We start from the raw sequence: 20500 nt of genomic DNA on the forward strand, positions 1-20500 counted from the left end.
GTCCACAGTCTCCGTTGTGGACACAGACTCCTTCATTCGATTTTCAATGAACAGGTGCCGCGAATTGTGCGCTTACACACGTCTAACGTCGGTCAGGTCGATCCTGACCGGTCGAATGGGTCTCGATGCTGTCTTTGGTTGCGCTTTATTCGCCGGTCTGGAAATAGGCTTCCAGCCGATAGCCGTCGGGATCGATGATGAAGGCAGCGTAATAGAACTGGCTGTAGTCCGGCCGGATGCCCGGCTTGCCATTGTCTTCACCGCCATTGGCGATACCGGCGGCATAGAAGGCATCGACAGCAGCCTGGTTCGGGGCCACGAAACAGAAATGCAGGCCGGAGCCGCGATCGGCGGGCACGGGGCGCTCCACCTCGCTGACCCAGAACTGGGCGCGCTCCGCGCCATATCCGACCGTGCCGTCGAAATTGGTCAGGCGCTCATAGCCAAGCGGTGCCAATGCGGCATCGTAGAACGCCTGTGCCCGCGCCAGATCTTTGACGCCGATCGAGATATGGTCGAACATGAAAACAAGCTCCGTGTTGTCTGCGGAGTTTTGCGTGAAACCGTGCCCATGGAAGACGCCAGTTCTCGAAGCCCGCAGATTCAATTGCGCCTCACCATCTTGCAACGGTCATGGGAAGTCAACAAAGCGGAGCGACGAGTTGTCGGATCGTTCACTCCAAATTTCCGGTCGTGAAATCGTTTGGACGCTGCCGGCCTTAATGAGCCGTGCCGGCCGGACGTAGGATTGTCGATGCTCGGCTGTGATACAATTTTTTTGGAGGCAACTGTCGATTTGCGAATGACTGTTTCGTTGTCAATATGAGCGGGCTTGTTCAGCGGCAATGGTGCCAGCGTCTCGCTTCCGGAGGAATTTTCCATGCGTTTCATGTCTATCGTTACGTCCGCCGATTTCAAGCAGCCGACGCCGGAGTTTATCGAAGCTATGGGCAAGCTTGCCGATCGGGAAATCAAAGCCGGCCGCATGCTTGACACGGCGGGGCTGCTGCCGCTTGCGACCGGCGCCCGCGTCACGATCAAGGATCGCAAGTTGAGCATTGTCGACGGTCCGTTCGTGGAGGCCAAGGAGGTCGTCGGCGGCTATGCGATCTTCGAGCTGCAGAGCAAGGAGGAGGCTGTCGCCCTGGCAGTAGAGTTCATGCAGCTGCATAAGGATTTCATGCCCGACTGGGAAGGCGCCTGCGAAGTCCGTGCCTTCTATGAGCCCGGTGCGGAGGGGGTATGCGATCCACTCGCCGAAGCAAGGGCATGATGCTTTCGGCCTGTCATCGGGGCGGGCGGCCGTGACGGCCGCCGGCACCCATCGGGCGATTCTGGCCGTCTGGCGGATCGAACAGCCACGGCTCATCACCAGCCTGGCGCGATTGCTGCGCGACGTGCCGCTGGCCGAGGATTTGACTCAGGAAGCGCTTGTAGTCGCCTTGGAGCGATGGCCGGAAACGGGCATCCCCGAGCGCCCCGGCGCGTGGCTCATGACCACTGCCAAGCGCCGGGCGCTCGACCATCTGCGCCGGCGCCGGATGCTCGACCAGAAGCACGAGCTAATCGTTCGGGAAATGGAAGAGGACGAGCAGATCATGCCGGACCTGGATACCCCCCTGGATGACGATATCGGCGATGAAATGCTGCGCCTGATCTTCACGGCGTGCCATCCGCTGATCTCACGCGAGGCACGTGTGGCGCTCGCCCTGCGGATGATCTGCGGCCTGACGAGCGAGGAAATCGCCAGAGCCTTTCTGGTATCGGAAACGACGATCGCGCAGCGCATCGTGCGCGCCAAGAGGACATTGTCGGAATCGGGGCTTTCCTATGAGACGCCGCACGGCGAGGAATTGTCGGAGCGCCTGGCCTCGGTGCTGGAAGTCGTCTATCTGATCTTCAACGAGGGCTACACGGCCGCGCGCGGCGAGAACTGGCTTCGGCTGCAATTGTGCAATGAGGCGCTGCGGCTGGGCAGAGTGTTGACCTCCGTCGCCCCGCTGGAGCCGGAGGCGCATGCGCTGCTGGCCCTGATGGAGCTGAATGCATCCCGCGCGGCGGCACGTACGGATGCCGCCGGCAACCCGATCCTCCTGCTCGAACAGAATCGTGGCCGCTGGGATCGCTTGCAGATTCAGCGCGGTTTGAAAGCCCTGGGCCGGGTAGAGGAGCTTGGGGGTGCCGGTGGCGTTTACGCTTTGCAAGCCGCGATCATCGCGTGTCACGCCCGCGCAAGAACGGCTGAGGAAACAGACTGGCGGCGGATCGCCGATCTCTATGCGCAGCTTGCGCAGATTCTTCACTCCCCGATCGTCGAGCTCAATCGCGCGGTTGCCGTCGGCATGGTCGACGGTCCTGATGCGGCGTTGGAGATTATTGAAAGCCTGCGCAATGAGCCTGCTCTGAAGGATTATCATCTCCTGCCGAGCGTTCGCGGCGATCTGCTCCGTAAGCTTGGCCGATGCAACGAAGCGCGGCAGGCCTTCGAGGCGGCGGCCGCGCTTGCCGACAATCGAAGGGAGCGTGATTTCCTGCTGCGCCGTGCCGCCGAAGCGGCCGATGTGGGCAAGGATTGACCCGCCCATCGGGCGGGTCGTCTTGGCTTGATTTACTCTGCAGCCTGATAGTTCGCGGCTTTGGCGGTCGACGAGCGCGGGCCGACGGCGGCAAGCAGCGTGATGGCCGCGGCCAGGATCGTCACGAAACCGATGCCGGCGACATAGGGGTTCCAGCCGAAGTTCGGTGCTGCGCTGAAGACGGCCGATGCCGCCGCCAGGATGATGCCGCCGCCGATCTGGAAGGAGGCAAACAGCATGCCCGAAGCCAGGCCGGATTCGTCGTCGCCGACGTCAGAAAGGGCCGCGACCTGGATCGACGGATAGGTCATGGCATAACCGACGCCGAGCAGGAGCTGCGAGATGGCGACGAGCACGATCGTATCAATATGCCCAGCCGACAGCACCCAGAAGAGGTAGCTGATGGCCTGCAGTCCCACGCCGAAGGTCATGAGAAGTGTCGTGCCGCGGTTCTGGCCTATCGTCGCAAAGCGTGGTGCCAGGAACATGACGCAGGTGCCGCCGATGGCGAAGGCAAAGCCCGTAGCGAAAGCCGACCAGCCGACGACGGTCTGATAATAGAGCGTCGCAATGAACTGGAAGCCGACATAGGCTCCCTGATACAGCGCAGCGATGGCATTGGCATGGCTGAGCTTGGTGCGGCGGAACATGGCAAGCGGTACCATCGGATCATGATGGCGCGATTCCACGACCAGAAACAGCACGATCAGGATCAATGCGGCGAGGAGCGAACCCCAGGTCGCGAAGGCCTGCCAGCCATCGGCGGCGGCATTGGTGACGCCGAAGACGAAAAGCAGCAGGCCGGGCGTGATCGTCAAGGCGCCGGCCCAGTCGAAGCGCGCGCGCGGCCCGTTTCGCTTGTGATCGGCGGGCAGGACGAGCGGCGCGACGATCAGCGCCAGGATGGCGACGGGAGCACCCATGACGAGGGTCGCACGCCAGCTGATGAGGGTTGCCGCTCCGCCCAGCACCATGCCGAGCACGAAGCCGGCGGCACCGGTGGAGGAGAAGACGCCGAGCGCCTTGGCGCGGGCGTTGCCTTCCCCGAAGACGGAAAGCAGGAGGGCAAGCGCGGCAGGGGCGGTGAAGGCGGCGGCAATACCCTTGATCAGGCGGGCGGCGATCAGCGTCGGGGCGCTATCGACAAAGCCGCCGGCAATGCTGGCAGCGGCAAAGACGGCGAGCGACCAGAGAAACACGCGGCGGTGGCCGAAAAGATCGGCGACGCGGCCGCCAAGCAGCAGGAAGCCGCCATAGCCCAGCACATAGGCGCTGACGGCCCATTGCAGCGACGTGGCCTGCATGCCCAGTTCTTTCTGGATGGCGGGCAGGGCCACGCCAATGGTGGAGACGTCCATGGCGTCCAGGAAGTTGGCGGCGCATAGCAGCAGCAACGCCAATCCGGCCCCGCTTCGGGTCGTGGAAGAAGTCATCGGGATCGTTCCTTTCTAGGCTGCCACCTCTTGGGAGGGTGAAAGCGGCAGGGAACGAGAAAATGTACATCTTCAAACCCTATTGCAAATTGATAGTAACCATGTCAGGTATTACTCATAATGATGAATGATGCCACGCTTCGAAAAATCGATCTCAATCTGCTGCTCGCCTTCTCCGTGCTGATGCAGGAGCGGAACGTGAGCCGCGCGGCCGAGCGCCTGCTGCTGGGGCAGCCGGGTCTTTCCGCTGCACTCCGCCGGCTGCGCGAGACGCTGGATGACGAATTGTTCGTACGTGTCGGGCGCGGGCTGCAGCCGACGCCGCGGGCGCTTTCCATTGCGCCGGCGATCGAGGATGCGCTTTCCGGTATCGAGCGCGCCATTCGCCCGCCGGCCGCCTTCGATCCGGGACGCTGGCAGGGCGAGTTCCGCATCGGGCTCTGCGACAATCTCGAATCATCCTTCTTCGGGCCGCTGGCGGCGCGGTTGCGCCACTTGGCGCCGAATGCCCGGCTGACCAGCGTCGCCTTCGACCGGCGTGACGCCGTGCGGCTGCTGGACGAGGGTGCCTTTGACTTCAGCATCTCGGTGCATGACGAGCCTGCCTCCTGGCATGTTCGCGCGCCGCTGTTCGAGCAGGCTTCGCTCTGCATCTACGATGGCCGGCATCTGAAATGCGCGGCGCCGCTCAGCTTGAAACATTTCGCAACCGCACCGCATGTGACCGTTTCGCTTGAAGGCGCCATATCGACCAGTGTCGACGTCGCTCTCGCACGCCTCGGCCATCGCCGCCGGGTCGTGGCGACGGTTCCCCGCTTTTCCGCGCTGCCGACAACGCTGCGGGCCATTCCGGCCATTGCGACGGTTCCCGAAGCCATTGCCCGCTGCATGGCGCAACTGCACGAGCTGACGATTTCGGAGCCGCCGTTCGAACTGCCTGCCGATCCGGTGACGATGCTTTATCGGCGCGTCGATCAGGCCGACAGCCGCTCGGTGTGGCTGCGCCGCCTGTTCGTGGAAGTGGTGACGGAAGCGCTTGAGGCCAGCGGGTGTCGCATGGGCGTTTCCACCGATGCCTGCTGCTACGATCCGCCTGAGCTCGCGGAGGCTGTTTGACCCTTCGAGCGGAGTTACCATGATCCGGCATACCTCGCGTCTCTCCCTGCGCGAGCCCGAAGAGCGGGATCTCGACTTCCTCACAGCCCTGTTTTCGCGGCCGGAGCTGGTCGCCCATCGGCCGAATCCAACGCCGGATTCGCCTGCGGAAAGTGCCCGACGGCTGGCCCGCGACCGGGCACATTGGCGCCTGCACGGGTTCGGGCGCTGGGCGATCGAAACGGAAGGGCGGCTGATCGGTTTTGGCGGCGTTACCGTCTCAACGGAATTTGAAGGCCTCAATCTCTCCTATCATCTGCATCCTGATTATTGGGGAAATGGCTATGCGACGGAGCTGGTGAAGGAGGCACTGGCTTTCGCCGGCAACGATCTCAAGGCGAAGCGTGTTATCGGGCTTGTGCGGCCGATCAATATTGCCTCCCGGCGGGTGCTGGAAAAATGCGGATTTGGTTTCGAGCGCGAAGTCATGCTGCATGGAGCGCTGACGCATCTCCTGTCGTATCGGATGACAACGGCTGAGGTCGACGAACTGATTTAACCGTCCGGATAGGGCATGCCGTCCTTGTGCACGAAGCGTCCGTCCGTGCTGGAGCTCATCATGTCGACATCCGAACAGGTAATGAGGTCCGTCGGTGAGCGCGTGCCGGCCTCGAGATAGATTGCCGTCGTGGTGGATTTGTTGATCATGTGATGGCCGTTGCCCGAGCCTTTCGGGAAGGCGGCGCAATCGCCGGCGCGTAAGATGGTTTCACCATCATCCTCGATCAGCGTCAGCTCGCCTTCCAGCACATAGACGAATTCATCCTCTTCAGAATGCCAGTGCCGCTGGCTCGACCAGTTGCCCGGCGGCAGCCGCATCAGGTTGAGGCCGAAATCAGTAAGGCCGCCGGCATCGCTCAGCCGCTGGCGTATCCGCTCAGCGCAGGGGTCATTGAACGGGGTGGGATAACGCGTGCCTTTGACTTCGGGTATGGCTGCAATATCGATCTTCGGCATGATGATCCTGCCTGCGATTTGCCATGGATGGATGTGCTGTTTGTGCAGTCAAGTCTACCAAGACTCATGACTGTCATGTCCAGCAATGTATCTCGGTGGAGTGCGCGGCAAATGGGGTTTAATTGCCTCTGTTGTCACCTGGTTGTCATCGTTCGTACACATGTGCGTCGTTTGAGCAACACGTCATATGTAGGTGCTGTCACATATGTTTGTGTCCTGCTTAAATCCTTGTAAAAGTGAAATAGTAAATGCAGCTTACTAATCGGAAGTGAAGCCTTGTGCTTCGAGTTAGGCACTGGAACTTGATGTCGAGCGGTCCCCCAGGTTCGTCCATCGCGCAAGTTCATTTGACGGATGGAGTTACCATGAACATCAAGAGCTTGCTTATCGGTTCCGCTGCTGCCCTCTGTGTCGTATCCGGCGCGCATGCGGCTGATGCCATCGTTGCCGCGGAGCCGGAGCCGCTGGAATATGTGCGCATTTGCGATGCGTTCGGCGCTGGCTACTTCTTCATTCCCGGCACGGAGACCTGTTTGCGGGTCGGCGGCAAGGTCCGCACGGAAGGGCAGTGGAAGGATCCTTATAATCGCGACAGCAACTTCGGAACCAAGTGGCACACCCGCGCCGAGCTCAACCTCAATACCGCGACCGACACCGAATATGGTCCGCTGAAGACCGAAACCATCGTTCGCTGGGACTGGAACGACGGCAACGCAACGTCTACGAACCTGCTGTGGGCCTATATCACCCTCGGCGGCTTCACTGTCGGCAAGACCGACTCGCAGTATAACCAGTTCACCGGCTATGCCGGAGATGTCATTCAGGACGACGTGATCTACGACGGCCCGTACGAGCTGAACCAGATCACCTATAACTACGATAGCGGCACCGGCTTTACCGGTGTCATCTCGGTCGAAGACAGCAATTCCGGATCGACCACCAGCGCCTATGGCGGCAGCTGGCAGCTGTCGGAGACCGACCACTATGCTCCGAATGTTGTCGCCGGTCTCGGCTACAAGGCCGGGGCATGGCAGTTCCGCGTCGTCGGCGGCTACGACTCGATCGTCGAGGAAGGCGCCATCAAGGCCCGTATCGATGCCGACTTCGGCGTTTTCTCGGCCTTCCTGATGGGCGGCTGGAACACCGATGGCGACAAGCTCAACCAGTATGCCGGCTCGAACCAGAACGTCTCGGCTTGCACGACGTCCGACGGCGTTGTTCACGGCGCGGATTGCGGCTGGGGTGACTGGGCCGTCTGGGGCGGTGTCGGCGTTCCGGTCAATGACAAGCTGAAGTGGAACTTGCAGCTTGCCTATACCGACTCGAAGATTTTCGAAGCCACCACCAACATCAAGTTCAATCCGGTCAAGAACCTGCTCATCGAGCCGGAAGTGACCTATGTTCACTATGACCTGCCGGGCGATGACACCTTCTCGGGTATCCTTCGCTTCGAACGGACGTTCTGACGCTTTCGGTCTGAGCTGACCTTCATCCTGAATAGGCCCGGTATTCATATCGGGCCTCATCTCTTGGCGGATGATTTCTAAAATCTCCGCTCGGCCCGCATCTGCCCATGGTCACCATGCGGCGCATGGTGACCTCCCGCGCAATCGTACCCAAGCGAGCGCCCCGGTCACCCCTGGCAGTGGTTGAACAGCCGATCAAGGGAAGTCGGCTCACTATCATAAATGTGGTGCTAATCAAGGACTATCTCATTTTCGACAGCGCCTTTCGGCGCGACCAAAGGAAGCCCCATGAAGACGATCATCATACTTGCCGCAATTGCAATGTTCTCCACAAATGCCATGGCCATGTCGGCTTATAACTCCAAGTCGATGACCTGCGCGACCGTGCACGAAAAGATAGCTCAGGAAGGCTCGATCGTGCTGCGATACCCTTCGCACCATCCGGGCCTGATGATGTACCATCGGACCGTATCGAATTCGATGTCCTGCCTCGGGCAGGGTGCCATGGCCAACGCCAGCGTGCCCACGAGCGACGATCCGAGCTGCAAGATCAAGACCTGCAGCTTCTCCACGGGCAAGGGCCCGAACAAGAATCACTGAGCTGGCCTCGAAGGCTCAAACAGCTCCCATAAGAACATCGTTGCGGCGGGAGGTTCCTGCTGCCGCAACGCGATCCATGCTTCTCTATCTCAATTTATCAAAAACCTTGATGCGGCCGCGATTGCATCGAATAAAACAGGAGCAAAGCCTGTAGCCTTAGCCACTGCGATAGGTGCCAAGACTGTGAGGCTGGTATCAGTAAATTTGGTTACACGTTCACCGATCCAAAGAGCGATTTTTAAGCCAACCTTCATAAGGCTGGTTATATGTCGATTTACGGTTTCTGTGCTCCGCGCTTCCTTGCCAATTTCTTCTTCAATCGCTTGAATATCTTGCCGGGCTTGTTCGAACTCGCTCCGGTGCAGGTCGTCATTCGCAAATAGTTCCGGAGGATTGTTGTGTCCGACGCCAAACTCGCGCTTAGAACCAATAACCTCTCGTTCAAGTTCCGAAATGTAAATGCGGAGCGCCTTCAATTTATTGGCAAGGTCTGAACGGCTATCGGTGTTTGACGGCGCATTTTTAGGCCCGCTGGTCGTGGCTTCCAAAAGTGCTCGAAAATCGCTATTTTCATTCAGGAGCGCACGTATCTTCCGCCTGACGTTCCCGCCTACATTTTCTGCGGGCGGATATATGCGGAGTGCCGATCCGCCCATTTCGTTAACAACTGCGGAGATATTCCGCATGCGATAACGTACAGAGGTATCATTTCTGCTTTCCAGTAATCCGGAAAGAAGCGATTTTGTTGCGGTTACTTCAGTTAAGGTTATGCCGGCGCGTTCTGCGCGGAGCAAGAATATATAAGCCTCCACGGATCGGGAAAGCTCATCGGTGCTCCAGAGAATGCGCTTCGCCAATTCAGATGCCCCTGATTCGTAGAATTGTTTGTGCAAATCAGATTATTAACGTCGTGGCTTGTCTAGCCAGTGAGAGAGGCCCTCCAGAAGAACTCATAAATCAATGAGGGTCTGTGTCGCCACATAAACGCGGATTCACGCCCATTGATTTCTTTTGATTTTCGGATAGCGCGGCCAGCATAAACGCGAACCCAGCCCCCATAAGTGCGGACTGGAGATACCGCTCCCACCATAAACGCGAATTCACGAAAATGGGCGTCTTTGGACGCGAATCTGAGCCTGTAAAAAGCGTGCGCTATTTTGGTTGGCAGCGCAAGAGATAGGGCACCCAGTATCCTGTAGCGGTTCCTAGTGCTCGTTTTGCGGCAGCTTCGACTGGGCAATAGCAGAAATCGTTACGACCGCGTCTTCGTTGGTGTGGCAAGTAAAAGGATATCCGTCGACGCGATCACAAGAAACTTCTCGAATCCTTCATGAACCCTTGAGTTGCAATCCCGCGCGGACATAGAATGACTCCGACTCGGCTGCGGGGGCGGTATCGCGCCTGCAAGCCACGCTGGGGGAACCATGATCACGATAGGCATTCGCGCCGCGCCGAAGGTCGTCACCTTCGCGATCTACGATACTGACGAAGATGCGATCCTCAACGTCGAGGAGATCAAAATCCCGGCTGCATTCGACACGCCGTCAGCGTTGAAATACGTGCGCTCGAACCTTCTGGACGTTCTGCGCGAATATCAGGTCGAGCGTGCCGGAGTTCGCATAACGGAAGGAATGGCGACACCGAACGTCGAGCGCATCCAGATCGAGGGCGTCATTCAGGAGGCATTCGCGAGCAGCGAGCTGCAGGCCTACTATGTCGGCCAGATCGCCTCTATGGCAAAGCGGCTCGGTATCGAACGGGAACGGATCAAGCCGCTGGTGAACGGTGAGGACGATATCGGCATCGAGGACTGGGAAAAGATGGGGAGAGAGGAGCGAGAAGCGATCCTTTGCGCCATGGGAGCAAAGAATGCTTAAGCCCTACCAGAAGGCGGAGCTTGCCTTCGACATCATCAACGAAATCGGGCAAAACGGGAAGAATTCCCGCACGTATCTCACGCGCGACCACCAACTCAACGCCGAGATCGTCACCAAGCAGATCCAGAAGGCAAAATTGAATTCCCCCGAGGAGTTCTTTGCCGAGTCCCAGGCCCTGTATGCGAGCGCGCATCCGAACGTCGTGCAGATCCACTACGCCTGCTACGACGCCGACCATGTTTACGTCGCGATGCCGTACTACCGGAACGGTTCGGTGAAGGACTTAATTACCGGACGCCACATGACCGTCCGGGAGATCATCACGCTCGGTTCGCAGATCGTCGCAGGCCTGCACAACATCCATTCCAAAGGACTCGTGCATTTCGATGTGAAGCCCGACAACATCCTCCTGTCGCCGAGGCGGGAGGCTCTGGTTTCCGACTTCGGACAGGCGAAGCAGATGAACTATCGAGGGGTGGCCGTCCAAGATCGGCATTATTCCCCGATGGTGGCGCCGGAGGCGCTGGAAAAGGATCAGTTCGACCGCACATTCGACATCTACCAGCTTGGGCTGACGCTTTATCGCATGTGCAATGGCAACGAGCGCTTTTACGCCCAGTTGGCGAAGTACACCAAGGATGGCGGGTTTGATCGAGACAGCTTCCGCTTCGATGTCCGCAATGGCAAGTTCCCAGATCGGAAGGCTTTCGCCCCGCACGTTCCCGCGACACTCAGGAACGTAATCAAGAATTGCCTGGAAACAAAGCCTGAGGATCGCTATTTGTCTGCCCTCGACGTGGCCAACGCCATGGCTGAGATTGATGGCGAATGTTTGGATTGGCGGCTCGAAGACCATGCCGATCGACGCGTCTGGACAAAGGCGGCCGGCGACGCCCAGTATGAGCTCACCGTTAATGCGGATGGAACCAGTACCTGCTACAAAAGCGTTAACGGAGGCAAGCCGCGGCGTGTTGGCGATGCTTGCAGAGACAACATGACTGAGAAAGACTTGAAGAAGATCTTCAAGGACTACTGATGATCAAGGTGAAGAACCGCCCCGGCAACTACGTCAAGCGCTCGCAGATAAGACCTGCGTGCGTCGTGGTTGAACGCGTGGCTGAAGCACCCAAGAAGCGAACGGCCGCCGACTTCAGAAATGCAGTCATGGACGGCAATTTCTATGTCACCTTCAGCTCCGATCCCAAGCCCGCGAAACGGAAGTAATCGGCGAACCGATCACTCCTCGTACTCATACGCCGGTTCGACATGGGTGGGCGGATAGCCGCGCCCGATTGCTACAAAGTCAGGATCACCTTCGGTATGAACGCGCAGAACGTTGGCGGGCGGGAGCGGCTCTCTCACGGAGAGGTCGGCTCCAAAGCCTCCTGGCAGTCGCGGTTCATGACCTTTGACCGCGACAATCTGCTCGGCGATGCGAGATGCCACCCAGCCGATGAGGGCGATTGGCATTGCCACTTCAATTACTCGCGGCTTTCCGAGTGCGCGCAGGTTTTCGAGGATAGCTTCATCCTCGATCGCCCAGCGCGAGATTTCACCGCCCCAGCTCTCGATAAATGGTGTGATGCCGCTGTCATCGATGGAACAGGGATGCGCCGTCGCATAGAAAGTGCCAATCCGATCGCCGTAGTCTCCAGTGACCAGCGGGCTGTTATCATAGACATGTTCTGATGCTTCCTGCGACATCAGTCCTGCGGCCACGACGGCATCGAGCTTCTCGCGAAACATAGGCAACGATGTCATCAGGATGCCGCGGGACCGGATGGCGCGCACCTCGTCATCGGTCATCCTCGTATAGTGAAAGCCGCGGATCGTCTCCGACATGATCGACTTTCCGACCTCGGCCTCCAACTCCATCTTGCGACCATGGAATTCATTCGTCGGAATCGTATCCCAGAGCGTGGAGGTGCTCCTGAATTCCATGATGGACGCCTCCCGCGCATAGTAGTCGCGGATCAAGCCCGCGTTGTCGTTGATAAGTGCGAGCGTCGCCGCGGGCAGCGTTTTCAGATCCCATAGGTCAATCATTTGTCTCTCCTTCATTGAACCTATCTTGATCCTGGCAGGACCAGGTGGTTCTTCGAAGAGGGGTCACTCCTCGCCATTGATCGCTTTCACGAACCGGCGAAGTCGGACGCGTTCCTGAGGATCCGCGGCCATCGCCCTGATGCCGTAGGGTTGCCCAAGGGGTCTGCTCTTGCGGCCGTCGGAGATCATCTCGCCAACGATGGCCAGTGCCGGATTGATGCGTCGGACGCTCCAGCCGTGCTTTTCGGCGATAGCGCCACAAGAGACCATGGCGTCGCCATCGAGGATCGCGAGCGCAACGACCGTGGCGTCCTGACGTGGGCTGACACCCTCGAAGACGATTGGATCGAAGGTCTCATATAGCTTGTGAGTAGTGGTGACGTGGCCGAATGGCCTGCTGATGACCTTCGTGATCCGAAGCATGCCTTCAAGCTCCAGTTCGCCGACGGCTTCGAGGATCTCGGACTTCGTGGCCTCTGGGAACTGGGCAACGATGTCGTCATAGCCGAAGATATCCGACCAGCCGCGCTCGGCATTCTCGCTCATCCAGCGCCCGAGATAGGCGGCGTCCTCCGACAATGTAACGCGCTTCAGGATGAAGTTCACGGCCGCTTCGGTATCATTGGCGAGCTTCGTGATCTCCTCACGCCAACGTTCCTCTTCAATCTCGGACTGGGACGGATGCGTAAGGCTGTAGATCGCCGCCAGGTGGCCGCCCGCATACGGAACCATGGAAATGCTGGCATCGACAAGCTTCCTCACAAGCTCGCGTTTCGGGGAAGGAGATGGAAGCTTGATCGGCATGTCGTCCTCTTGGTTTGCAGGTCTGCCTGTTTGCGGCTAGTCGGATCAGCGACGCCAAATTTGGTGATGGAAAACGAAAGTTTCAACTTGAAATGGTCCACGTCCCCACGCAGCATCGCCCCATTGCAGGAGACTGACGTATGGCGTTCATCAACCTTTCCGAAAGTGAGAAATCCGCTATCAAGGCGATCGACGAACACGTGCTCAATCAGCTCATCGATGAGGCCGTCCGAACGGAACATCTCGGGTCGCTGTACCAGCTCCCGCTGTCGAGCTGCGGCGGCGATGTCCCATCAAAACTCCATTACTTCGACCGAGCGCTGCAGGATCTTCGAAAGGCAAGATCCGCGAAGAACCGAGCCGACAAGGATTACTGGGCGAGGCGCGCGGGGAGTGACCTGTCGTTTGCATTCGGCGGCATGAAGAGCCGACTGGAAACCGAAGAACGCGAAGGGCAGCTCTTCCGGGTCAATGACGACATGTTCTGGCCGCAACGCTTCTCCGAGTCTATGCAAGTTCGCGTCTCATATAGGTGGCGCGCGGCGGCCGAGGATTCATGGGTCCACGGAAGCATCACATTCGATCACAGGGTCCGCCCGGATCCTTTGTCACGACTTTCGACGGCAGCGCGGAAGCCTAGCAAGGCGAAGCTCGAACAGGAGAGACAGGACGATCTCGGCCAGATGTACGAGCATTTCCGCATGCTGGCGGTGTGCTCGGTGAGGGATTTCTTCAAGGACGGTGGCGACGGCAGCAAGATACCGGAAACCTTCAGGATGAAAGAAGACGACCGTGGCGGCCTTAACAACTTCAGCGCTGACTTCTGGCGCGAACGCCCGTGAAGCGAAAGCGGTGCGGCCCAGCCAGGTGGGCGGCGCCACTTTCCTAACCACCGTTCCCTATGGCATCTTGTACCGGAAGTAAGCCGCCAACAGTCCGAGTTGTACCGTTGCCTTTTCGACCTCGCTCTCATTGCGGATAATCGCCTTGGCTACGACGGTGTCATCCCGGCTCTTCCATTTGAATGCTGTCAGCAATTCCCGGAAGACGTGCGAGTTCGCGCTATACACCGACCAGATACGGCGCGACGTGGGGGTGAACGTTGCCTTCAAGACAAGGCTTTTCCCCTCAAAGATGACGCGAAACGAGAACATCCTCGATGACGTGTAGACATAGGTGGCGCCGTCGCCTGGCAACTCAGGGATTATGAACGACGGGCAGTTGACGGTACCCTTGCGAATGAGAGCGCGCCAAAGCCCTATGGCTTCGTCGCTGGGACGGTATAGCGGCCCAATCCTTGCCTCCAGTTCTTTCCGCTCGGCGAAGTATGGCCTTATGGAGTCGTGCTTGAACGCCAAGGGCAGATCCATCTTCTTCAGTGCCCAGATTGCGTCTATTGCGACCATCCCTCTGCCCATCATGTATCTGACAGGATACACGTAGCGCTGGTGGAAGGCAATCGCGGACTTGCGATCGAGTAGCCCGCGTTTTGTTCCGAACCTCTTCACGAAGCCTTGCCGAACGAGTTCCCGGATCCCGATTGCGTCCGCACCAGTTATTCCGTGGAATTCGCAACCGAGCATCGCCCCGGCAGGAACTTGGGTTCTGCCGACTGGGGAAGGTTTGCCACCGCGTCCGAGCTTTTCCGGTCGCGTTAGCACCACCTTGTCGAGGCGTCTGTTTGCCCCTGCGAATGCCGGAAGCTTCCCTGAGACGACGTCCGCCAAGACGCGACTTTCCCCGAGGGCATGATGGCGGCCGTAAGTCCGCACGCCCACCGTTCGGACTGCCCGAGGCTCAGGCGGCAGGGATTCGATTATCTGCAGCATCTGATCCAACTCCGTCTTGATGAAATACAGATGCGACGTTCTGGCCTTCTTCTTGGTTGCCGCGACATTGCGCCCGTCCACAGACAGGCAGCGAGTCATGTTCTTGGCTGCAGGCTCGCTGCACCCTAGCAGTTTCGCGGCCTTTTGAAGCGGCACAAGCTCAGCTGCCGCTCTCCTGACTAAGTCGGCGATGTGCTTTGGAATGCCGACTTTCACATCCTGTTCTGACATCTCGGGCCATAGCTTTCGAAGGAGCACGTCCAGCCCATAGCGGGTGAGGGAGGTCTGGTCCCTCAGGGCGCCGAGATGAAGCGGTACGTCGACGCCCGGCTTTGTGCGAAGAGACGGAACGAGCACACCGTGTCGTGCGGCCGCCGCCAGCTTTGCTCCGCGGATCCGATCCTTCAGGACGCCGTCCGGAAAGGCCATCTGTCGAAGATACCCGAACTTGTCGAGGCTGACATGCCGCAAGGACTCGGGCGTGTGGTTCGCAACGAGCCACACGCTGAACGCCTGTTCGAGGTGCGCCACGTCATGCCTGAGCGCACCGAATCCCTTCGACCATCCGATGGATGGCATTCGTGAGGCCTTGTTTCGCGTTCTAGGATTCGACAGAAAGCGCCCCACGTCGTGGACGGCTTTCATGACGAGATCCAGTGGTTGATCGTCCAGAAGCGGGCTGGGCGACACGGGGTCTACCGCTCCGAGGCGAGCAAGAAGATATCCCTCGTAACTGTCGCGCCCTTTTGCCGAAAGCATCGGAGGCTCGTCGACCGCAATCCTCGGCACCCCATGGAACGTCCAGCGCGTGTAATCCTGATCACGAGGCTTCATCGGCCGGGTCAGCGGAATATCGTGGACGGGGCAAATCTCGAATCCTTGCAGATCCCACCAGACACGGTGATACGGAGTTTCCCTAACACATTGCTCGCATTTGCGGTCTAGCTGGGCAAAGCGCCTCGCGGTGATCTCGTGGCTGCACAAGATCCAAGACTGGTTCTCGTGAATGCGCATGGGAGTCCATCGGACTAGGCTTGCCTTCTGTTGGTCGCTGATCGGTAGGCGAAGCAGTTCCTCCAGGATTCGCTCGTTGGGGTTGGGGCCGGACAAGAGTCCGGCCTGATCTGCGAAAATTCTTGGCGAGCAGTCCTCGCTGTCCGCGACAAGCGTCGAGAAGTAGGTTGTGCCCGACTCCCCGAAGCTTGGCCGCACCCTCCAGTGTGAAAAGATCCGATCTGCGCGGAAGCGATTATGCAGCATGGCGGAGATACCCGAAATAGCTAAAGCTATCGTCAGCGTCGACACGGGTCGACACTGCTTGCCGGAGATGTTCGATCGTCACCGATGCCGCTCTCGCATTGAGGGCGATATAGGCCGCAGGCTCGATGATGTTCATCACCCGGCCGATCATGCCGCCCGAGTACCGATAGAACTGTTCGGCGATATAGGCCTGGTCCAGGCCGGAGAGATTGGCGAAGGGCAGGCGGCGGTCGATGGAGCCAAGAAGCTTGGCAAACCTCTCCATGTCGGATTGTCCGGCCGATAGCGGCTTTAAGACCTTCCAGTTGTACTGACGGTTGGCAAACGGCCGGATCGAGAAAACGTAGTCGTTGATGCGCTCCTCGCCTACGAGCATGACCGCGAGGCAATTGTAATCGATGATCGCCTTCACGAGTTTGAACATGTTCGCTGCGGTCTTGTCGGTGCGATCAAAGAACAAATACTGCGCGTCATCGATAATCAGAAGTTGCGTCTGGACCTTGAGGAGCCTGAGCAAGGCGCTGTCCACGTACACCCCGCTGCCGCCGGATTTCTTCTCATAGCGAGCGGCAGTCAGGCGATTGAGCTGATGGGCGAACTCGACAGGAGTCATCTTCACGGTGGCGGTCATGTGAACGACGGGAAAGATCTCGCCTTCCTCGTCATAGTGCGGTGGATGCATGGCTGCGTAATAGCTGCAGACGGCAGTTTTCCCCGTGCGGCTCTCCCCCAACATCGCCCCCACGGTTCCCGCTCCGGGCATGCCGCCTTCGACCGGGAAATGGTTCCCGGCAATGATGTCGTAGCCCTGCTGGAAGACAGGGTATTTCACGAGAAGGTTCTTGATCATCCACTGTCTGGTAATGATGGGAAGCTTGCTGGCCGCGAGCCGCTCCTCGTCGCTTTCGAATGCCTCCGTATGGAAGCGCGGAACCGCAACAGGAAGAGAAGGTGCGCGCGCAGCCTGCTCGGCAGCGTACTGTTCCAACGTCTTGAATTTCTGATGGAAGTTCATGGGTCTACTCCTTACTAAAGATCCCAGTCAGCCAGGTCGTCTGGCAGGGCGTCGTCGAATTTGTCGAAGGTTGGCTCGGGGATGTGCTCCCCGGCGATTGTTCGCGTCACGGTGGCTTTCTGCTCCGTGATAGGTGTTTCCCGGGCGCTGGGCATGACCGCCAAGGATCTGACATTCACCCGCTCGGGCACCTCGATCTCGGGCATGGCGGCGAGATTCAGACGGCCTTCCGAGTACTCGACGCGGCCCATCTCAGTGACCCTGCTACGCTCCTCCTTGCGGAGATTGCTGTCGTAGAACCGGGCCATGAGCTGCGCTGTGTTGTACTTTTTGCGGTTCGCGTGGACGTCGGCGAGCTTCGCCTCCAGTTCGACCTGAGCCTCGGCCAACGTGAGCTTGCGGTCAGCCTCCTTCGCCTGATCACGCAGATGCTTCATGATGATCTTGTGTGCCCACAGCTTCATGCCGCGGGCGTAGCCAAGATCGGCCTCGCGAGCAGGAACATCGATCCAGTGTTCGGCCTGGACGTATGGGTTCTTGACCCTTAGCATCCCCAAATCTGACGGGTCGCGGCGCGCCTGATATTTCCGGCCAGCGTAGTGTTCCGGATTGGTGGTCAGGACGAGCAGTTCGGCGCAGTTGTAGACGATGTAGTCCAGCCGGACGCCGACCTCGGAGATGGTGACATCGTTGATATCCCCCGCCAGCCGGATCAGGACATCCGGATCGATGATCGGAGCGTCTGGAGCATTGGCGATCTCGTCCTCCCACCGCTCAGCCGGAGCGCCTTTCAAGGTCGCAAGCGGACCGAGTCCGGCCGTCGGCTTGTAATGGTGGATGCTCGCGAAGTAGAAGTTCAGGAAGCCATAGAGTTCCTGAATGCTCAGGATCGGCTTCCCCCGTTCCTTCTCCTCGTCGAAATCGTCACGCCGCTCGTGACTGGATTCAGTCGATCCCGGAAGACGATGAATCTTTCGACCGAGGATCGCGAAAAGATGTTCCAGCGCACCCTTTTCCCATGGCCGTCCTGGGCGATAAGCCTTCAGCCGGAAACCCAGTTCGCGCGCGGCTCCCTTAATGTTCATGCCTTGGAGATGCTTGGCGTTGTCGGCTCCCAACTCGACGGGGACGCCATGCCAGGGCCATGGCACCCCGGTGGCAAGGGGATCCTTCTCGAAGATCATGTGCTTGAGGCCCTCGAGAAACGTCGAGTAGCTCGGCGCCCCGAACGAGATCGCGAAGCCGATCACGATCCCTGAAAACCTGTCGCGGAAGAGCACGATGTCCGGTCTGCCATAGGCAATCGGGTATTCGCTGTCGAACACGACGATATCGAGCGTGCTGTGGTCCACGTCGACGACAGCGAGCGGCGCGTCCGGACGGATCTGGCTTAGGTATCTCTGATGGATTCGTTCGGCGTAGTCCGATCCTTCAAGGAGGAAGTCTCTGACGTAGTGGTTCAGCTGCCCCAAGGTGCGCTGCATCTTGCGGTCTTCAATCTTGAAGTTGCCGTCCTCGTCGACGATCTGCTCGCGCAGATGATAGTTGATGCCATTCGGCCTGATCGTGCGGATGAGGATTGCCCGGACGCTCTTCCAGTCGCCGTTCAAGCTAACGGCCTCCTCGGCAGCGGCTCGGATCGCGGCGGCCACCGCACGCCCATATCTCAGGGTGCGGTTACCCTTGTTTTCATGGTGGTCGACGAAGTCGAGGAGACGGTCGAACTGGTTGCCTTTGCGGCTGATCCCGAGGATTTTGTACCAGCTCGTGCGCTTGGGCGGGTCTTGGTCGCCGAGGCGCTCGGCGACCTCCCTCACGACCCTTTCTTTCTGCTCGTCAGTCAGTGACCTGACCTTGAGTTTTCGCATCTCCTCTTCCATGCCGTCGGCGTATGCGAGGCGCTTATCCGCACGCACTCGTGCCTCGCCAGTCACGGCAAACGAGGAGCCAGGTCGGTTGCGGGGACCGTCGTCCGGCCCCACGACCGGGCGGATGCGTCCGTGTTTCACCAGCTCAGTGATCTGCTGGTTCGACAGAAGGATCATATCACTCGTATCATTGTGGACGAGCTGCGCCAGCGCTTCGGAATCCTTCGCAGGCTGCTGCCAACCCCGGAACGTGAAGACCCCGTACTTGGTCCGTCTGGGATTCAGGAGAATGTAATTTTGAGGGATCCGCAGGGTCCACTTCTGCGTCGGAAGACCCAAGTCGCGATGAGGCGGCAGCTCCAGGTCGTGATAGGTGCGAATCCTGCGCCAGTTGATTTCGTCAGCCATGTGCCTTCTCCTTCCGGGTGACCAGCGTGTCCGAGGAGAAGCGGTTGTCGAGATCGACCTCGACCTCCCCACTCATAGCGAGCTGCATGATGGCGGTGAAGACCGGATTGCACTCCGACATGTGCTTCAGTGCTGTGGTCGGTTCGTCGCTCCAGCGGCCGAGAATGGCGTTCGACGGTAGGGTCCGCATGAGGTCTCCCACGGTGCAGCCGAGCTTGTGATCGCGCAGGATTTGCCTGAGTGTTTCCATTCCCGCGGGTTCATGCGACAGCCGCTTGTGACGCCACATGAGCCGAAGGTTCTGGAACAGCGGCCGGAGGTGGATCGTCGTCTCGTCGAGAAGCATGTATTTTGCGCCAAGGGTGGCATAGTGCCGTTCGAGCGAGACCTTCCGGTTCTGGGTGCCGGGCGTGGTTTGCTGGACATGGTAGGGCATCACGTCGATGACGAAGGCGGCGCCCTCCACGTTGTATACGCAGATGTCCGGGATGTGCTCCTTGACGAGGATGGTGCCGTCGAGCTTGTGATAGCGGTACCAAACCTTCACTGCGAATTCATGGATTCGCTTGATCTTCGGATCCGTATCGAGGTGGATCAGCAGATCGGCGACCAACGGCTCCCTGGCGCGGATCTCGCCTTTTGGATTCTTCGTGCTCGGGAACCAGGAAGGCAGCGTCTTGTAGTGTGTGCCCGGCTTGATTTCGATCAGCGGTACGTTGTCGTCGCTGAAGACCTTGCGCCAGTAGGCCTCATTGGCGAGTTGCTGCTCGAAAGTTGGATCCGGAAGTGGGGGCAGCTTCGGGGCGACGTACTTGTGGTTTTTCATTGTTCCAATCCTGTGTTGCTATCGTTCTTGTGAGTTTCGGGTGCGATCGCCTGGTCAGTGGCGATCTTCTTGAATTCGGCTTCGAACCATCGTTCGAGATCGGCGATGGTCATCGTCGTCGACAGATGCCGGGGTATCCCTGGGGTCTTTCGCTTGGACATTGGCAAAGCTCTTCGGTTTCACGCCCGGAGCGTTCCGCGGCGCGTTGTGATTGGTTCTCAATGTCGGATTTGCGCCGCTTGGTTCAGAAGCGCGAGGACGTCAGCGGACGATTACCCGTTGGGCTATCCCGTAAATCCACGCTTCAGCAGGCGTAGTGCCATCGCTCAGCGTGGGGTGCGGGGGAGGCAGCGATTCAAGCAGCTCCCCAACGGATCTTC

General features: G+C 59.0%; 21 protein-coding genes. 10 read left to right on the top strand and 11 right to left on the bottom strand.

Going from position 1 to position 20500, the window contains the following annotated elements; translation table 11 throughout:
* Positions 1–145 precede the first annotated feature (145 nt).
* Complete coding sequence (locus tag ACPYOP_RS28880; protein ID WP_481413680.1) at positions 146–523, bottom strand: VOC family protein; 378 nt, start codon at positions 521–523, stop codon at positions 146–148.
* 357 nt (positions 524–880) lie between these two features.
* Here ACPYOP_RS28880 and ACPYOP_RS28885 point away from each other — a divergent pair, with 357 nt between their 5' ends.
* Positions 881–1273, top strand: a complete 393-nt coding sequence (locus tag ACPYOP_RS28885; RefSeq protein ID WP_481413681.1) for a YciI family protein — start codon at positions 881–883, stop codon at positions 1271–1273.
* A gap of 31 nt (positions 1274–1304) precedes the next feature.
* Positions 1305–2576 carry an RNA polymerase sigma factor gene (locus ACPYOP_RS28890; protein WP_481413682.1) on the top strand — a complete coding sequence of 424 codons (1272 nt, stop codon included), beginning with the start codon at positions 1305–1307 and terminating at the stop codon, positions 2574–2576.
* Between the two features lie 32 nt (positions 2577–2608).
* Here the strand turns inward: ACPYOP_RS28890 and ACPYOP_RS28895 are convergent, their stop codons facing one another.
* Positions 2609–4009: an MFS transporter gene (locus ACPYOP_RS28895; RefSeq protein WP_481413683.1), complete on the bottom strand. Its 1401-nt coding sequence runs from the start codon at positions 4007–4009 to the stop codon at positions 2609–2611.
* A gap of 120 nt (positions 4010–4129) precedes the next feature.
* On the opposite strand from ACPYOP_RS28895, the gene ACPYOP_RS28900 reads away from it, so the two are divergent.
* Positions 4130–5125 carry a LysR family transcriptional regulator gene (locus ACPYOP_RS28900; RefSeq protein WP_481413684.1) on the top strand — a complete coding sequence of 332 codons (996 nt, stop codon included), beginning with the start codon at positions 4130–4132 and terminating at the stop codon, positions 5123–5125.
* Between the two features lie 19 nt (positions 5126–5144).
* Complete coding sequence (locus ACPYOP_RS28905; RefSeq protein WP_481413685.1) at positions 5145–5663, top strand: GNAT family N-acetyltransferase; 519 nt, start codon at positions 5145–5147, stop codon at positions 5661–5663.
* On the opposite strand, the gene ACPYOP_RS28910 is transcribed toward ACPYOP_RS28905, so the two are convergent.
* On the bottom strand, positions 5660–6121 hold the full coding sequence (locus tag ACPYOP_RS28910; protein WP_481413686.1) for a cupin domain-containing protein: 462 nt from the start codon (positions 6119–6121) through the stop codon (positions 5660–5662). The genes ACPYOP_RS28905 and ACPYOP_RS28910 overlap by 4 nt on opposite strands.
* Before the next feature lie 365 nt (positions 6122–6486).
* Here ACPYOP_RS28910 and ACPYOP_RS28915 point away from each other — a divergent pair, with 365 nt between their 5' ends.
* Together ACPYOP_RS28915 and ACPYOP_RS28920 are read left to right on the top strand one after the other, a co-directional pair.
* Entirely contained in the window at positions 6487–7587 is a 1101-nt protein-coding gene (locus tag ACPYOP_RS28915) for a porin (RefSeq protein ID WP_481413687.1), read from the top strand.
* Positions 7588–7875: 288 nt separating this feature from the next.
* The gene (locus tag ACPYOP_RS28920) at positions 7876–8187 is read left to right on the top strand and encodes a hypothetical protein (RefSeq protein ID WP_481413688.1); all 312 of its coding nucleotides are present in this window, start codon (positions 7876–7878) and stop codon (positions 8185–8187) included.
* 89 nt (positions 8188–8276) lie between these two features.
* Here ACPYOP_RS28920 and ACPYOP_RS28925 read toward each other — a convergent pair whose 3' ends face one another.
* The gene (locus ACPYOP_RS28925) at positions 8277–9044 is read right to left on the bottom strand and encodes a hypothetical protein (protein WP_481413689.1); all 768 of its coding nucleotides are present in this window, start codon (positions 9042–9044) and stop codon (positions 8277–8279) included.
* Positions 9045–9611: 567 nt separating this feature from the next.
* Here ACPYOP_RS28925 and ACPYOP_RS28930 point away from each other — a divergent pair.
* Genes ACPYOP_RS28930 through ACPYOP_RS28940 form a run of 3 tightly spaced genes read left to right on the top strand, consistent with a single transcriptional unit; the run spans position 9612 to position 11288 of the window.
* Positions 9612–10064 carry a hypothetical protein gene (locus tag ACPYOP_RS28930; RefSeq protein ID WP_481413690.1) on the top strand — a complete coding sequence of 151 codons (453 nt, stop codon included), beginning with the start codon at positions 9612–9614 and terminating at the stop codon, positions 10062–10064.
* On the top strand, positions 10057–11100 hold the full coding sequence (locus ACPYOP_RS28935) for a serine/threonine-protein kinase (protein ID WP_481413691.1): 1044 nt from the start codon (positions 10057–10059) through the stop codon (positions 11098–11100). The genes ACPYOP_RS28930 and ACPYOP_RS28935 overlap by 8 nt, the downstream gene beginning before the upstream one ends.
* Entirely contained in the window at positions 11100–11288 is a 189-nt protein-coding gene (locus ACPYOP_RS28940) for a hypothetical protein (protein WP_481413692.1), read from the top strand. The genes ACPYOP_RS28935 and ACPYOP_RS28940 overlap by 1 nt, the downstream gene beginning before the upstream one ends.
* Before the next feature lie 12 nt (positions 11289–11300).
* Here the strand turns inward: ACPYOP_RS28940 and ACPYOP_RS28945 are convergent, their stop codons facing one another.
* Positions 11301–12110: a hypothetical protein gene (locus ACPYOP_RS28945; RefSeq protein ID WP_481413693.1), complete on the bottom strand. Its 810-nt coding sequence runs from the start codon at positions 12108–12110 to the stop codon at positions 11301–11303.
* A 63-nt stretch (positions 12111–12173) separates the two neighbouring features.
* Positions 12174–12914: a hypothetical protein gene (locus ACPYOP_RS28950; protein WP_481413694.1), complete on the bottom strand. Its 741-nt coding sequence runs from the start codon at positions 12912–12914 to the stop codon at positions 12174–12176.
* A 140-nt stretch (positions 12915–13054) separates the two neighbouring features.
* Between ACPYOP_RS28950 and ACPYOP_RS28955 the strand changes: the two genes are divergently transcribed.
* Positions 13055–13756: a hypothetical protein gene (locus ACPYOP_RS28955; protein ID WP_481413695.1), complete on the top strand. Its 702-nt coding sequence runs from the start codon at positions 13055–13057 to the stop codon at positions 13754–13756.
* A 57-nt stretch (positions 13757–13813) separates the two neighbouring features.
* On the opposite strand, the gene ACPYOP_RS28960 is transcribed toward ACPYOP_RS28955, so the two are convergent.
* The 5 genes from ACPYOP_RS28960 to ACPYOP_RS28980 are packed head-to-tail and all read right to left on the bottom strand — an operon-like array spanning position 13814 to position 20281.
* A complete protein-coding gene (locus ACPYOP_RS28960; protein WP_481413696.1) occupies positions 13814–16048 on the bottom strand; it encodes a hypothetical protein in 2235 nt (744 codons plus the stop codon).
* A complete protein-coding gene (locus ACPYOP_RS28965) occupies positions 15993–17018 on the bottom strand; it encodes an AAA family ATPase (protein WP_481413697.1) in 1026 nt (341 codons plus the stop codon). Before ACPYOP_RS28965 ends, ACPYOP_RS28960 begins: the two co-directional genes overlap by 56 nt.
* Positions 17019–17032: 14 nt before the next feature.
* Positions 17033–19294 (bottom strand): hypothetical protein, encoded by a 2262-nt coding sequence (locus ACPYOP_RS28970; protein WP_481413698.1) that lies wholly within the window; start codon positions 19292–19294, stop codon positions 17033–17035.
* Complete coding sequence (locus tag ACPYOP_RS28975; RefSeq protein ID WP_481413699.1) at positions 19287–20120, bottom strand: hypothetical protein; 834 nt, start codon at positions 20118–20120, stop codon at positions 19287–19289. The genes ACPYOP_RS28970 and ACPYOP_RS28975 overlap by 8 nt, the downstream gene beginning before the upstream one ends.
* Positions 20117–20281, bottom strand: a complete 165-nt coding sequence (locus ACPYOP_RS28980; protein WP_481413700.1) for a hypothetical protein — start codon at positions 20279–20281, stop codon at positions 20117–20119. The genes ACPYOP_RS28975 and ACPYOP_RS28980 overlap by 4 nt, the downstream gene beginning before the upstream one ends.
* Positions 20282–20500 lie beyond the last annotated feature (219 nt).

The sequence above is a fragment of the Rhizobium sp. KNZ2-6A genome (assembly GCF_056755475.1).

Excerpts from the sequence above, each read along its gene's own strand:
- ACPYOP_RS28975 (WP_481413699.1), bottom strand. The coding sequence starts at position 20,120 with ATGAAAAACCACAAGTACGTCGCCCCGAAGCTGCCCCCACTTCCGGAT.
- ACPYOP_RS28920 (WP_481413688.1), top strand. The coding sequence starts at position 7,876 with ATGAAGACGATCATCATACTTGCCGCAATTGCAATGTTCTCCACAAAT.
- ACPYOP_RS28955 (WP_481413695.1), top strand. The coding sequence starts at position 13,055 with ATGGCGTTCATCAACCTTTCCGAAAGTGAGAAATCCGCTATCAAGGCG.
- ACPYOP_RS28885 (WP_481413681.1), top strand. The coding sequence starts at position 881 with ATGCGTTTCATGTCTATCGTTACGTCCGCCGATTTCAAGCAGCCGACG.
- ACPYOP_RS28945 (WP_481413693.1), bottom strand. The coding sequence starts at position 12,110 with ATGATTGACCTATGGGATCTGAAAACGCTGCCCGCGGCGACGCTCGCA.
- ACPYOP_RS28905 (WP_481413685.1), top strand. The coding sequence starts at position 5,145 with ATGATCCGGCATACCTCGCGTCTCTCCCTGCGCGAGCCCGAAGAGCGG.
- ACPYOP_RS28950 (WP_481413694.1), bottom strand. The coding sequence starts at position 12,914 with ATGCCGATCAAGCTTCCATCTCCTTCCCCGAAACGCGAGCTTGTGAGG.
- ACPYOP_RS28980 (WP_481413700.1), bottom strand. The coding sequence starts at position 20,281 with ATGTCCAAGCGAAAGACCCCAGGGATACCCCGGCATCTGTCGACGACG.
- ACPYOP_RS28940 (WP_481413692.1), top strand. The coding sequence starts at position 11,100 with ATGATCAAGGTGAAGAACCGCCCCGGCAACTACGTCAAGCGCTCGCAG.
- ACPYOP_RS28935 (WP_481413691.1), top strand. The coding sequence starts at position 10,057 with ATGCTTAAGCCCTACCAGAAGGCGGAGCTTGCCTTCGACATCATCAAC.
- ACPYOP_RS28965 (WP_481413697.1), bottom strand. The coding sequence starts at position 17,018 with ATGAACTTCCATCAGAAATTCAAGACGTTGGAACAGTACGCTGCCGAG.
- ACPYOP_RS28895 (WP_481413683.1), bottom strand. The coding sequence starts at position 4,009 with ATGACTTCTTCCACGACCCGAAGCGGGGCCGGATTGGCGTTGCTGCTG.
- ACPYOP_RS28910 (WP_481413686.1), bottom strand. The coding sequence starts at position 6,121 with ATGCCGAAGATCGATATTGCAGCCATACCCGAAGTCAAAGGCACGCGT.
- ACPYOP_RS28880 (WP_481413680.1), bottom strand. The coding sequence starts at position 523 with ATGTTCGACCATATCTCGATCGGCGTCAAAGATCTGGCGCGGGCACAG.
- ACPYOP_RS28970 (WP_481413698.1), bottom strand. The coding sequence starts at position 19,294 with ATGGCTGACGAAATCAACTGGCGCAGGATTCGCACCTATCACGACCTG.
- ACPYOP_RS28900 (WP_481413684.1), top strand. The coding sequence starts at position 4,130 with ATGATGAATGATGCCACGCTTCGAAAAATCGATCTCAATCTGCTGCTC.
- ACPYOP_RS28930 (WP_481413690.1), top strand. The coding sequence starts at position 9,612 with ATGATCACGATAGGCATTCGCGCCGCGCCGAAGGTCGTCACCTTCGCG.
- ACPYOP_RS28915 (WP_481413687.1), top strand. The coding sequence starts at position 6,487 with ATGAACATCAAGAGCTTGCTTATCGGTTCCGCTGCTGCCCTCTGTGTC.